This is a genomic window from Candidatus Pelagisphaera phototrophica, from assembly GCF_014529625.1.
Classification (GTDB): Bacteria; Verrucomicrobiota; Verrucomicrobiia; order Opitutales; family Opitutaceae; genus Pelagisphaera; species Pelagisphaera phototrophica.
This window is the reverse complement of sequence record NZ_CP076039.1, coordinates 3,867,978-3,881,780: the sequence shown is the minus strand read 5'-3', so window position 1 is coordinate 3,881,780 and position 13,803 is coordinate 3,867,978. Positions and strand designations below refer to the sequence as shown.

Sequence of the window (13,803 nt, the reverse complement as noted above, 5' to 3'; positions counted from 1 at the left end):
CCGATATATTCGACCCAACAAGAATCTCAACAGAGATTCTATAATGTCATTGATTCTGTTGCCTGAATTAGAAAACACCTACTAATACCAAGTTATACTATGAAAACTGCTCTCGTCTTTTTCCTTCTCATTCTAGTGACTCAATCGCATGCCGATGACGAATCAGGATTTGTCGAGCTATTCAACGGAGAGAATCTTGACGGATGGGATGGCAAGCCTGGAGCTTGGGAAGTACGTGGTGATGAAATTTGGTGTACCGGCGTATCCGAAAATCGAAATTGGCTTATTTGGCGGGGCGGCCAGCCTACCGACTTTACACTCCGGTTGGAGTTTCGCTGGGACAAGGGAAATTCAGGTGTGCAGGTTCGCAGTGACGATCTTGGCGAGTGGCAGGTTTTTGGATACCAAGTAGAAATTGCGCGGCAAGAAGTCATGGGACTCTGGCATCACTCCTTGATTGATCGGGAGCATCCAAAGCGTGAAGCCCGGTTCTTGATGACCACTGCGGGAGAAAGGGCCCTGATTGTTAGTGATGGGACGCGGGTAAACACGAAGCTCGAAGATGCGGCCGCAATCCAAGCCCATTATAACGAAAATGAGTGGAATACTATGGAGATTATTGCTTCGGGTGACATGGTCATTCAAAAGATCAATGGCGTCCACTTTGCCACGCTGATTGATCAGGATTCGGAAATGAGTAGGTCAAAGGGATGGATTGCCTTCCAAGACCATGGCAAAGGCTGTACCGTGGCCTTCCGCAACATTAGAATAAAGGAAACGTCCAGCGGCTAACACGTTGTCGCTGCTCCCAAATCGAATCCCTCATCCTTGAAAATGACCCGAATTTCCCCGCTGCTTTTTATGATTGTTTCCTCCCTCGCCGCCGACGGACCCCATGTAGTTGAAGAGTCTGTACCCAATATTCTATGGATAACCGCCGAAGACATGAGCCCGACATTGGGCTGTTATGGAGATGACTACGCGATTACTCCCAATATTGACCAGCTAGCGTCCGACGGTGTCCTCTACACCAATGCGTTTGCTACGGCTCCTGTTTGCTCCCCATCCCGTTCGTGTATCATCAATGGACTGCCTGCTACCTCTCAGGGTACGCAGCAAATGCGTTCTGCGTTTCCAATTCCTGGATACATGAAAGGATTCCCGAGTCTTCTTCGTGATGCGGGCTATTACACATCGAACAACGTTAAGACCGACTACAATAACGGTAATTGGGAAGCCATTGTTGAAGCTTCCTGGAACGAGAGCAGCGACCAGGCTCATTGGAGGAGTAGGGAAGAAGGCAAAGCATTCTTTTCCGTGTTTAATTTAATGACCTCCCATCAGAGCCGGACGATGGTTTGGCCCTATGAGCAATTCGTTTCGGAAATTCAGAGCAAGCTTGAGACGAGTGAAATTCACAGCCCGAAGTCTGCGCCTGTTCCGCCATACTATCCAGACACTCCGGTTATCCGGAAAACGATTGCTCGGTTTTATGACTGTGTCACTGCCATGGACAAGGAGGTCGGCGCCATTCTTCAGCAACTGGAAGACGATGGACTGGCGGATAGCACGATCGTTTTCTTCTATTCCGATCACGGCTCTGGGATGCCCCGTCACAAACGGGCACTGCTGGATTCGGGTCTAAAGATTCCGCTTATCGTCCGCTTCCCGGAAAGGTATCAGCATCTATCTCCCTCGGAATCAGGTACTCGCACAGATCGACTGGTAAGCTTCGACGACTTTGGGCCCACTGTTCTCAGCCTCACTGGTAAGGCAATTCCCGAATACATGGAAGGAAAGCCTTTTCTGGGAAAGGCCGACGGTTTCCTCCGAGAATACACTTATGGCCATCGAGATCGTGTCGACGAAGTTCATGATCTCGCCCGATCAGTTAGGGACCAGCGCTTCCTCTACATCCGAAATTTCATGCCCCATCTTGGTTACAATCAGCCCACGGCTTGGCCCGATCTCGGTGAAATCCGTCACGAAATCTACGCCCATGCCAAAACCGAATTTATGACGGACCCGCAACGGCATTTTGCGGGACCGATCCGTCCATTAGAAGAGCTCTACGATTGTCAGGCCGATCCGCAAAACCTCAAGAATCTCGCCGGTTCGCCTGCCCACCAGGATAATCTTGAACGAATGCGCGCACAGCTTGATAAGCGCCTTCGTGATAGCCGCGACCTGGGCTTCATTCCGGAGGCTCTTGCCTGGGAGACCAGCAAGGGCTCGACTCCTTACGATCTTGCTAGGGCTTCCCAGAACGCCTATCAGCAGTCCCGCCTTATTAAGGCCGCATCACAAGTGGGGCAAGGCTCGGAAAATGAGTTTCTCGCTAACCTTGAGCATAGTGATCCCGGCGTCCGTTTTTGGGGAGCCGTTGGATTCAGCGCGGCCGGGTCGCTTTCCGACAAGGCGATCGATGCGCTAACGACGGCTCTAGAGGACGCAGCTCCGAATGTTCGCATCGAGTCTGCCAATGCGCTTGCTCGTCACGGACGTAATGAAAGATCTATTTCAGCCCTCGCTAGTGCTTTGGAAGAAGAGAATCTCGCAGCGGTTCAACACGCGGCCCGGGTAATTGAGCTTCTCGGCGAGAAGGCGATTGAGGCGCTACCTGCAGTTACCGCATGCAATGCCCGCATGCTAACAATCCGTCCACCGGATACGTCACCCCTAGACCCGGATCCAGAATTGGACAAAGCCATGTTCGTCGGTTTCTCCACTCAGGCCTTCCTGAATCGGTTCGGCTCAAATTAGTCCGGTAAACATCGGATGGAGATGGCCAACGATCAATTGTTCGGAACGAATTCTCGAGTACTTTTCCAGTCCAATTAATATTAGCCCAGAGGCATCGATTTGATAAGGGGAATGACCTTTTAGTTGGAACGTCTGTTCCTTCAGGCTCCTTGGGGTCCTGATTCAAACTCAATAGCTAAAAATCGACTACCTTCAGTACTTTACCGTCGACTGCACGGTACATTTCCTTGTGTTCCTGCCAATAGCCGCTGACCTGCAAGCGGACGGTAATGGGACCTTCTTCAAGATTCATGAGGTACCAGCCGTGGTAGCCAGGAAACGGAGTAGTGAACGATCCACTTTGCGTAGTGCCTTCACCCTTACTGTAGGCTTGTTCAAAACCTTCTGGATAGTTCGGCGCATCGGCACTGGATGGATGACCGTGAAATTCAAAGAAAACCCCATCGCCTTTGGCGTCCAGCACCTCCCAAGAGTAGAGTAGGGTGGTATCGGCTGGCATGATAAACTTATGTTCGATTTCCCCAAAGTCCTCAATCTTTAGATCGATCGTTTCTGTAAGGAACGGTTTTTCCTCTAGACGAATGAGTCCTTGGATCGATTGTTCGATCTGCTCTGCGGCGGGGTCGTATTCCTCGATGTTGAATACCATGGTCTGACCGAAATCGCGGGCTGTGGCTGGGACATTTTCAGACAAGGCGCTAATACTCGTAAGCCGCCCGAACCCGGTAGGGTCGATGCCGTACTCCGCTGGCAAGATAACGGCGATCAGCAACACGGCGGCCCCAGCCGCAGCCAGGCCAAGCTTTGTTGGGGTAGTCCATGATTTTTCTTTTTTCATAATACGAGACTAGTTTACGAAAAGCCCCGTCATTTGCAGGCCAAAAAATACCAAACCGGCACCGAACAACGCTACGTTGGCATTACGGGAAACAGTATCGAAGTCTTGGCGCTCCCGAAGCCAGGATAAACCGATGAATAGAATCACCAGCCCAATTACTTGGCCGATCTCAACTCCGATGTTAAAGTTGATCATATTGGCAATGAGCCCATCTCGAGATAGTGCTAGATCCTGCAATTTCGTTGAAAGGCCAAAACCATGGGCCAGCCCAAATCCAAATACCGCAAGTTTTGGGTCGATAAATCGAATCGTTCCCAAATTTTCCAGAGCCTTGTAGCAGATTGAAAGTCCGATGATCGCATCGATGAAATAGGGACTGATATTTATGCCAGACAACACTCCGAACAGTAGCGTGATAGAGTGGCCGAGCGCGAAAAGGCTCACAAACTTTACCACGTCGGTCAGCGCCCGTAAATAGAAGATGACCCCGGCTAGATAGAGAAGGTGGTCGTAACCGGTGACCATGTGCTTAGCACCCAAATAGAGGAAAGGGCCTGCATGCACGCCTTCCGCCCTCGCTAGAAATCCTTGATCTGAACTGGCAACCCCATGCGCCCAACTCTCGCTCGCAAGGATAACCCCAATTGCCGACAGGATTACCCAACGCCCATAGCGCAGCCAAACTGTTTGGCTAGTCTTCGACATAGGGAATAATTCGCCCCAGCACTATTATGCTGGTCCAAAGCACTAACGATAGAGCTGCTATCAGGCGACCGCCGGAAGATAGTTCTGTGTCTTTACTCCCACTCAGGACCTGGAATCTTACTCGCAACAAGTAATAGCCGACATTGAGGCCTGCGATCACGATCAGTACCATTTTGATGCGAAAGGCGATATTGGGCAAGTAACGGTCGGGATCCCCAACAATGAAAAAGATGCCGGTGATTGCGTTGATCGAGAAGCCAATGACAGCCAAGATCATGAACTTTTCAATCAAGACAAGCGGTACAGCACGTGCCACCCCCATCATCCGAAGGTCGGATACGATCAACGCTCCGAGAAGAAGGCACAGACCGAAAAAATGTGCGATCTCCAGCGTTGGCCATAGCCAGGCGGTTGACATGATGAAGTCATTGAGAGCGGTGCTATTTAGCCATTCTATAAGCGAATCCATTTGTCCGTTCCTATGAAAAATAGCCGATGAGACGGCCCGCGACGAGTGCCACGGCCCAAGCGAGTAGAGCGACTCCGGCAAATCCTTTGTGAGAAGTGGAGACCTCACCGGTTCCGCGTATGCAGATTTTTACCAGCCACCAGGTAAGTGCCAAGCCCACGACGACTCCGATCAGTTTGATATGAAAAGCCGTATTGAAAAACAGCACAGATGCGTTGCCCATAAACAAGGCGGCGCCGGATAATAAATTTACCACGAAGCCTACTTGAGCTATGGTCCAGAATGGAGCCAATGCGGTGACTGGAATAGCGTTACCAAAACCAAGTACGCGCATGGCGAGAATCAATGAAACTCCGACCAATACAGCCATACCGACCGCATGCAGAGATAACACGATCGGGTAACCCCACTGGGAGCTCGAAACAAGCATCCCAAGCCAGGAATCTTCAATCCACCACAGTATTTCCATTCAAAATTGGTTTATTATCCAATTATCGACGAATGTCTCGGTTATTGTGTCTCGTCCTTTAACTCTTCGCATTCGTAAGGAATGAATTTTTCGGTTGTATAAAGGGACGAATTAGAACCTGAGTAAGGCTCTGCCAAATAAACGGGATCAACGACCGTATATTCACGTTTCAACTCCATGCCATCCTCACTCATGTTGAATCGTTCTGTAATTACCATTTGGTTACCGTGCCGGACGCCGGCTCTGGCCCCTCTAGGGGCTTGAAGAAAACCTGGCTTAAAGCCTTTTGTGTGGACGACCAAGGTGTCACCTTCCCATTTGCCAACGGAGTACCCGGCAACATTGGGTTCGATGTTTTCCGGGAAATCTCCAATTAAATGGATGGTGCGCAACAGATCCATAAACCCATAGGTGATGACAATCGTGGAACCCGTTTGCTCGATCTTGTTCATCATCTGATCAAAAGCGTAATCAAAGAGGATGTTGGTTGGCTCGCAATTGAATCGTGGATTGTCCTCTCCTGAATATTTGCTGGCTTCGGCGTGCCCAATTTCTGTTGGAGCATACAGTGGTGGTCGCGGCCTACCACTTCCAATCCCCGGCACTCCTTGAATTCCCACGGGTGGAAGAATCTCTATTCGTTGTGGGGATCCGTCAATTGTGAGACTCAGCTCCGGTGGCGGGCCCTCGGACCTTGGTGTGGGATCTCGCGGTGGCGGGCCGTCTCGCACTGGCTCTGACCAATTTCCAGCCAAATTTGGGGTTCCATCCTCACGTTTGAGTTCACGCTCTCCAAGGATGACATTTCCTGAATCGTCTAATGCCTGATAGCGAGCGACTACCGTACCATCTTCAAAGGTAATGGTCTCGGTATAGACCGTTTTAGGATCGCGACGATCTGGTGATCCAAATATCTCGATTGTGCTGCCAATGGCAAACATGTCGACAGACCAACCTTTGCGTTTGAGCAAGCTCCCAGAGCGCAATTCGCAACGCCATTGCTCTTCATCGCCCTGGTCATTCTTGACCTTGAAATAGACATAAGCATGTGGGTTCACAAATCGAACACGATTCACGACACCCTTCACTCTCAGCACTTGTTCAAGGTCGAACTGTCCAGTAATACCGTGGTGAGCTACGGCGTTAGAGGGTAGGATGACAATGCTGATCAAAGATGCAAGCATGCCGATGATCAGATTTCTTTTATGGGTCATCGTCCTTCATCCTGGTACATATTCTTAGGATTAAAAACCGCTGTGTGCAGCATAAAGTAGAAACGTAGCTGAATAGCGGATACGAATAGTAATCCCGCTTACTGCTGCCTATCGTCCTTCAACTCTTCGCATTCGTACGGAATAAAAGGGTCGGTCGTATACAATGACGAATTTCTGTGCGAATAGGGTTTAGCCAAATAGACAGGGTCTACCACGGTGTATTCACGGGTGAGTTCATTGCCGTCCTCACTCATGGTAAAGCGCTCGGTGATCTCCATTTGGTCACCGTGTCGGACAGCTCCTCTAGCCCGCCCTCCCGGGGCCTGAAGAAAACCTGGTTTAAAGCCTTTTGTATGAACGACCAATGTATCTTCCTCCCATTTGCCGATAGAGTAGCCGGCTACGCTGGGTTCAATTTCATCGGGGAAGTCTCCGATAAGGTGAATGACGCGTACCAGATCCATAAAGCCGTAAGAGAACACAATCGCAGATCCGGTTTGATCGATTTTGTTCAACATCTGATCAAAAGCGTAGTCAAATATGATGTTGGTAGGTTCACAGTTGAATCGAGGATTTTGGTCTGCAGTAAAGTTCCCAGCTTCCGCACGCGCGATATCCGTTAGTGCATACTGCGGCGGACGATTGCCACCTCCTGGTCGTCCGCCTCCAGGTCGTCCACCCTCTGGCCGTCCGCCTCCTGGGCCACCGGCTCTCGCTTGGTTTCCTGTAGGGGGTGGAAAGTCTACTCGTTGGGGAGAGCCGTCGTTTGCGAGATTAATGCCTTCGGGCGGGGCCGATCTCGGGCGTGGGCCCTGGGGGGGAGGACTGTTTCTTACCGGTTCAGACCAGTTCCCTGCCAGATTCGGTGTACCATCTTCACGTGTGAGCTCCCGCTCGCCCGCAATTGTATTTCCGGAATCGTCCAACGCATCATAGCGGGCGATTACCGTGCCGTCCTCAAATGTGATAGTCTCGGTATAGACTGTCTTGGGATCCCTTCGGTCCGGTGATCCAAATATCTTGATGGTCGAACCGATTGCAAACATGTCCGTGGTCCAGCCTTTGCGTTTGAGCAAGCTGCCTGAGCGCAATTCGCATCGCCATTGTTCTTCTTCACCTTGAGCGTTGGTGACCATGAAATAGACGTAAGCATGTGGATTTACGAAGCGAACGCGGTTCACGACTCCGGTCACCGTCAAAACCTGCTCTAGGTCAAATTGCCCGCTGACACCGTGGTGCGCCATGGTGGTCGGGGGTAAAAGTACAATACTGCACAGCGATGCAAGCATGCAGGCCATGAATGATTTTTTGATAGTCCTAGCCATTGTTTTGTAGGTAATTAGTCAGGGGGTCTTGTTTGAGTTAGTGACGAGCAAATCTAAGTAAACGATTACGTTCAATGTCAGGTTTGTCGATCCTTAATCTTGGCTACATTAATCTCATTATACGGTTCATTTTTAACAAGAAGAAAACCACCCTACACCCGTACTCGCAAGTGAAACCGGTGAACTGCCGGTAAAGACAAGCAACGATCCGCTAAGGGAAACTGATCTTTCGATTTTTTTCTAGGGACCTGCGCAAGGACGTTCTGGAAGTAGCAAATTCGTGCCAGGGTAAAACTCTAGAAATATAAAAGTGAATTGTCGTTTGATAATGGCACGATAGGTTAAGCTAGAAAACGGATTTATTTGACAGAGCTCGTTGATCTGTGTCCGTGTTGTAAGTAGCTGTACTGGAGTGCGAGCAAAAATTAGGTGGTTTAAAATGACGGATTAGCAGTTACAGGAAGAATACAGTTTAACGAAGCGCAACGGCGCATATTTTGAGGCCTCAAATCATTTTACCAAAGACTACCCTTATGAATAAACAGTACCTAGTCTGGGCACTTACCTGCCCGTTCGTTTTCTTTCTCGTTGCGTGTGGTGACGGCAAAACTGGGGAAACTGTCTCCGATTTCTCTAGGCCGAATATTCTGTTCATCTTAGCAGATGACCTTGGATACACTGATCTGGGCGTATATGGCGGGGAGATAGAAACTCCAAATTTGGATCGGTTAGCCAAAGCCGGCCTGATACTCACCGACTTTCACAATCAAGCGGTATGCGCACCCACTCGAGCATCCATCCTGGCCGGAACTGACAACCGAAATGCCGGTGGCGCCATGCATCAAACACCGAATCAGGTAGGCGTTCCAGGTTACGAGTCTCATTTGAGCCTCGATGTCGTACCTTTTCCAGACCTGCTTCGCCAAAGTGGTTATACCACGTACTTTTTTGGTAAATGGCATTTGGGCAGCGAGCCCGAGCATCTACCATCCGCCCGCGGTTTCGACCGCTCCTATGCACTCATGGAAGGCTTCGCCAGCCATTTTCATGATAGGGGTCGTTTCAGGCCCGACCAGCTTGGGACTTACTACGAGGACGGAAAGTTGGTTGAGAAACTACCGGAAGATTTTTTCTCCACCGACTTTTATACGGATCTTTTGATCGATTATCTGGACAAGGACGCGGAAAGTGGAAAGCCCTGGTTTGCCTATTTGGCTTACCCCGCACCGCATTGGCCCTTACAAGCACCCGACGAATACATCGACAAATACAAAGGAGTTTATGACGAAGGTTATGAGGTGCTGCGGGAAAAGCGCATTGCCCGCGGTAAAAAACTCGGTGTTATTCCGCAGGAAGCGGTGATGTATCCACGTTATCAATCGGTCCCGGCATGGACTGATCTTGCCGTAGAGGAAAAAGCTATCGCTTCCAGAGAAATGGAAATCTATGCGGCCATGGTTGATGGTATAGACCAGAACGTGGGACGACTTTTGAACCACCTGAAAGCTATCGGCGAATACGATGATACACTTATCATTTTTATCTCAGACAACGGTGCTGAGGGCGTAGATCGAGGAGGACCTGCGCGGGGCTGGGATAACAGTTTAGAAAATATGGGGCGTATCAACTCGTACCTATACTACGGAGAACGGTGGGCTCAAGCCGGCGTAGGGGTTGGACGTTACCACAAAGCTTTAACTTCAGAAGGCGGATCGCTTGGCCCGGCAATCATTTACAATAAAGACATGACCAAGAAGGGACAGATGAACGATGAGTTTATGTCTGTAGTCGATTTCTACCCAACCTTTGTGGAATTGGCAGGTGGCAGTCATTTTAAGACAGGGAGCAATGGAAAGGCCATTCATGAGATTCAGGGGTATTCCCTGTTGCCCGTTTTGTTTGGCGATGCCGACTCAGTCCGTCCGGACGACTTTACTTATGGCTGGGAAGTCTTTGGCCATCGAGCTCTCCGCAAAGGGGATTACAAACTGCTTTGGTTAACATCAAAGCCGACAGAGCCAGGACAAGTAGTGCCGGAACTGGCCGATCAATGGGGTCTCTATGACCTTTCCGTTGACCCTGGTGAAACGAATGATCTCTCCGAATCTAAGCCAGAAATTAGAGCAGACCTTTTGAAAGAATGGGATGACTATGTGGCGAGGAATGGAATCGTTCTGCCTGTTGGCCGACCTGCACCTCCCCCTGGAAGGGGTCCTCGGGGTGGAGCTAGAAACTGACTGGGCTAGAATTGTTTAAAAGACTCCCGCAGAGATCTCAAAGGTCGCGGAGATTCTTCTGATTCCGTTCTTTAGAATTTTCGTATTGAAGATTAACGGACAACCCAACTTGAATCCCGGAAGTTTAAGTTAGGTCAGTAGTTGAGCTGTGTGTGTTAGTGAGCTCATCCACAACTTTGATTTCCAATATCACTTAATTTTCCACGAGAAGATCGATCGCGCGAGGAGAGTGAATAGTGATTATCGGTCCGCCAAACTCCGCGTTCTCTGTGCTCTCGGCGGTTTGCCAAGACTACACTATAGAATCTCACAAGCCTCTTCAAAATCCAGACGTGGACCTCGAGGATGTAGCCCCTCGATTTCGCCGTAGCCTAGGCAGCAGAGAAAATTCGATTTGTAGCGTCCGTCAGAAAAGAACTCGCTATCGATAATCTCGTTGTGAAATCCTGAAATGCCATTGACGTCGAGACCAAGGGCTCGGGCGGCTAGCATAAAATAGGCACCTTGGAGCGAGCTGTTGCGGAAAGCCGTGGATTCGGCTTTGGCGGGATTGGCCCGATAAAGGGGGCTGGTGTCTTTCGCTGGGAATAATTGAGGTAAATATTCGAAGAACTGTTTGTCGTATGCGATGATCGCCAACACGGGTGATGTCTTGACCTTCGGGATATTCCCCTCGTGCAAAGCAGGGATGGCTCGGTCTTTCGCGTCCTCGCTTCTCAGGAAAACGATCCGCCCAGGGTTGGAATTTTGAGAGGTGGGCCCCCACTTCATGATATCGTAAAGCTCATGAAGGACCGAGGATTCTACTTCTCGATTCTGCCATTTCTTGAAGGACCGGGCCTCTCGAAATATTAGATCAAGACCATCATTATCTAGTCTTTGGATACGGTTTTTCAAATTAGCGACCGCTTCCGCTTGAGGATTGCTTTTCGACATTGCCCAATTGGATGTTCGTCATTACGCAGAATCAGACTGAGTGACACCCGCCAGGATTCTCCGGAACTCATCATCGGTAAGTATGCCCTTTTTAGCAATCCCCGCTTTTTTGACCTCAGCTAGCAATTCGGTTATCTGCTCATCGCTGACACCTTCAATTCCGAGCTCATCAAGTTTGTAGGTTATTGATGCCTTTCCGCTTTTCTTGCCAAGTACGATGTCGCCTGTACGCCCAGTTAGGGCTGGATGCGTCCCAAACATGGCAAGGGGCTTCTCGACTACCAAGTTAACGCCGATACCAGACTCGCGGGTGAAATTTCGTTCTCCCAGAATCGGCTTATTCAAAGCGTAGGGAATGCCGGTTATGTTGGCCAGCAATTCGCCAAGCTCGGGCAGTTTAGCGAGTTCGTATTTGGTGTCGTAGCCATAGAGTAGCTCGAGACAGAGAATCAACTCCTCGAGAGCCGCATTGCCGGTTCGTTCACCGAGCCCACCGACGCAGCTGTGAACACAAGATGCGCCGACCGTGACGGCTGCCAACTCGGTTGCTACTCCCGTTCCAAAATCGTTGTGCGTGTGAATTTCGACTGGAAGGTTAGTCAGATCAGCGACCTTTCGAACTAGATACTTGATCGCTTCAGGGGTTGCACAGCCCATCGTGTCCACTACACCGATCGAATCAGGTTCTGACTCGTTCATGATGCCGGTGAGCAAATTGGTTAAATCGTCCTCGCGCGCCCGCGTAGTGTCATAGGGAAAGAAGACAGCGTGGAGCCCTTTAGTTTTGGCGTAGTTGATCACATCTGCGCTCTTTTTGAGAACGTCCTCCCAAGTCCAATTAAATTGGTATTTCAGTTTAGGGTAACCAATCGGTACTTCAATGATCACACCGTCTGCTCCGCATTCGACCGCTTTGTCGATGTCCGCTGTCATAGCACGAGCGAACGTATAAATTTTAGCTTTAAGCCCGAGAGCCGAGATTTGCTTGATCGCTTCAAAGTCTTGCGGCGAAACCGCTGGCATTCCGGCCTCGATTCGATCGATGCCGACCTCGTCTAATTTTTTTGCAATCGCAACTTTTTCTTCGACAGAAAAGACAAGGCCAGGTGTTTGTTCGCCATCTCGTAGCGTCGCATCATGGATTTCGACCTTCTCTGGCAGATTTAATTCACCAGTGACTTCCGGATGAAAATTGTATGGGCTTACCCAATACTTGTCTTCTTTGTAATGCTTGCGGTTTTCAATCATGTGTGTATTTCTATATTTCTAAAAATCAGTTTGTCGATAATTCTTTCCGCATACAAAGGCTTTATTTCAACAATCCCGACACAGCAGCTGACGCAATGATTTTGCCGCTCTCGGAATACTTTTCATGATGTCGCTCGATACGATCGAGTCTCCGGTTCCAAGTAATGTAACTTTGAAATCCTGTGCTGAGACCGATTGTGAGAAAACGAGTAGTAGACCTGCAACTACAGGCCATGTCTTTGGTAATAGAAAATTGTATTTTAGCATTGTAACCGTAGAAGGAGAGTTTGTTCGATTCACTGTGAATTAGGTTATGTTTCGTTTACCGTTGGAATAGGTTATATTGATCGTTATAGATCCTTCGTTCAGCATCCAAGGTCTGAGCCTGAACGTGCGGGCTCCGCTTTTGTGCATAGGATCGTTTTCAGCCATGCTTCGGGCCTCCGCTAGAGATTCTGCCCGAAGAATAACCATGCCTTCACCTTCCCATTCCCGTTCTTCATCGTCAGCGAAAGGTCCTGCGGCAAACATCGAACCATTAGCTTCCAACTCCAATTGGTATTTGAGGTGTTCCTGTAGATTCTCCATCACAGCTTCCATGTCACCGGCAGGCTTTGTGAGGACTACGTAGAGTTTCTTAGCTAACAAGCCTTTTTCTTTGACGTGCTCGTGATGCGCTTCCCAAGAGGATTGTGCCATAGTTATACTTTTGGGATTAGAGAGCTTCGAGTTCGAAATCGAATTTCACCCGGTAAAAAGGGGAGGAGACGCCAAACTTTTCGGCTTCCTCTTTGGAGGTGATCAGATTGTAGGGAATAGCCAGTGATTCTCGCACACCAAAAACGGAATCCTCATCGATGTATTCGTCCCCTTCATAAAAAACTTCCGTTATCAGATTGCGGTGTCCGTCTGCGCTCACCTTGTAATGAAGATGCGAGGGGCGCCAGGCGTGCCTTCCCTGCAAATCGAGCATTCTGCCTACAGGTCCGTCGGTCGGAACTTTATAGCTGACCGGTTTTATGGTGGTGAATTGGTAGTAGCCGTCCTTGTCAGTTAGCATCCGGCAACGCAGGTTGTTTTCCGGTTGATCGGGGTCTTGGTTCTCATATAGGCCGTTAGCAGCAGTTTGCCAAAGATCGATCACAGCACCCTCGATCGGCTCGCCGCCAAACGTCCGAACGATACCCGATACCACAGTCGGTTCCCCCTCGCTGTCTCCGATTAAATTGGTACCAATTTCAACCATCTTCGAACCTTCTATGTAAAACGGTCCTAACACACTTGCTTCTGTGCCGCCATCAGGGTTGCTGTTGATGATATCGACGAGGGACGATATCCCCAGGGTGTCCGAGGTAAGAACAAATTCATTGCGAGTTGGTCCCGAAATTTGTCCGGTGTCGTACAGATATTCAATCGCCGCCTCCCACTCATCTTGAGTCAACTGGACCTCTTTAACGAAGGCATGAAGATGCCGAATAAGACTCGACATCACTTCTTTTGCACGAGGCTCTTTCGTCCCTTCTATTGCCTTAATGACCGCTTCGGTGATATTGCCTTCTGTGAGATTTTTCATAGGTTGTCTATAAAAGTAATGTCCTC

General features: G+C 49.5%; 13 protein-coding genes. 3 read left to right on the top strand and 10 right to left on the bottom strand.

The window, feature by feature from the left end; translation table 11 throughout:
- Positions 1-99 precede the first annotated feature (99 nt).
- On the top strand, positions 100-792 hold the full coding sequence (locus GA004_RS16990) for a 3-keto-disaccharide hydrolase (protein ID WP_283395071.1): 693 nt from the start codon (positions 100-102) through the stop codon (positions 790-792).
- A gap of 42 nt (positions 793-834) precedes the next feature.
- The gene (locus GA004_RS16985; RefSeq protein ID WP_283395070.1) at positions 835-2,763 is read left to right on the top strand and encodes a sulfatase-like hydrolase/transferase; all 1,929 of its coding nucleotides are present in this window, start codon (positions 835-837) and stop codon (positions 2,761-2,763) included.
- Between the two features lie 175 nt (positions 2,764-2,938).
- Here the strand turns inward: GA004_RS16985 and GA004_RS16980 are convergent, their stop codons facing one another.
- From GA004_RS16980 to GA004_RS16955, 6 genes are all read right to left on the bottom strand, one after another.
- On the bottom strand, positions 2,939-3,601 hold the full coding sequence (locus GA004_RS16980; RefSeq protein WP_283395069.1) for a hypothetical protein: 663 nt from the start codon (positions 3,599-3,601) through the stop codon (positions 2,939-2,941).
- 9 nt (positions 3,602-3,610) lie between these two features.
- Complete coding sequence (locus GA004_RS16975) at positions 3,611-4,306, bottom strand: HupE/UreJ family protein (RefSeq protein ID WP_283395068.1); 696 nt, start codon at positions 4,304-4,306, stop codon at positions 3,611-3,613.
- Complete coding sequence (locus GA004_RS16970; RefSeq protein ID WP_283395067.1) at positions 4,293-4,775, bottom strand: hypothetical protein; 483 nt, start codon at positions 4,773-4,775, stop codon at positions 4,293-4,295. The genes GA004_RS16975 and GA004_RS16970 overlap by 14 nt, the downstream gene beginning before the upstream one ends.
- A gap of 10 nt (positions 4,776-4,785) precedes the next feature.
- Complete coding sequence (locus GA004_RS16965; RefSeq protein ID WP_283395066.1) at positions 4,786-5,244, bottom strand: hypothetical protein; 459 nt, start codon at positions 5,242-5,244, stop codon at positions 4,786-4,788.
- Positions 5,245-5,285: 41 nt separating this feature from the next.
- Positions 5,286-6,458: a DUF6152 family protein gene (locus GA004_RS16960; RefSeq protein ID WP_283395065.1), complete on the bottom strand. Its 1,173-nt coding sequence runs from the start codon at positions 6,456-6,458 to the stop codon at positions 5,286-5,288.
- Between the two features lie 98 nt (positions 6,459-6,556).
- On the bottom strand, positions 6,557-7,783 hold the full coding sequence (locus GA004_RS16955; protein ID WP_283395064.1) for a DUF6152 family protein: 1,227 nt from the start codon (positions 7,781-7,783) through the stop codon (positions 6,557-6,559).
- 533 nt (positions 7,784-8,316) lie between these two features.
- On the opposite strand from GA004_RS16955, the gene GA004_RS16950 reads away from it, so the two are divergent.
- Complete coding sequence (locus tag GA004_RS16950; protein ID WP_283395063.1) at positions 8,317-10,020, top strand: arylsulfatase; 1,704 nt, start codon at positions 8,317-8,319, stop codon at positions 10,018-10,020.
- A 297-nt stretch (positions 10,021-10,317) separates the two neighbouring features.
- On the opposite strand, the gene GA004_RS16945 is transcribed toward GA004_RS16950, so the two are convergent.
- The 4 genes from GA004_RS16945 to GA004_RS16930 all read right to left on the bottom strand — a co-directional run bounded on the left by GA004_RS16945 (position 10,318) and on the right by GA004_RS16930 (position 13,777).
- On the bottom strand, positions 10,318-10,956 hold the full coding sequence (locus GA004_RS16945) for a malonic semialdehyde reductase (RefSeq protein ID WP_283395062.1): 639 nt from the start codon (positions 10,954-10,956) through the stop codon (positions 10,318-10,320).
- Between the two features lie 21 nt (positions 10,957-10,977).
- The gene (locus GA004_RS16940) at positions 10,978-12,204 is read right to left on the bottom strand and encodes a homocitrate synthase/isopropylmalate synthase family protein (RefSeq protein WP_283395061.1); all 1,227 of its coding nucleotides are present in this window, start codon (positions 12,202-12,204) and stop codon (positions 10,978-10,980) included.
- A gap of 306 nt (positions 12,205-12,510) precedes the next feature.
- Entirely contained in the window at positions 12,511-12,903 is a 393-nt protein-coding gene (locus GA004_RS16935) for a YciI family protein (protein ID WP_283395060.1), read from the bottom strand.
- 16 nt (positions 12,904-12,919) lie between these two features.
- Positions 12,920-13,777 (bottom strand): dioxygenase family protein, encoded by an 858-nt coding sequence (locus GA004_RS16930; RefSeq protein WP_283395059.1) that lies wholly within the window; start codon positions 13,775-13,777, stop codon positions 12,920-12,922.
- Positions 13,778-13,803 lie beyond the last annotated feature (26 nt).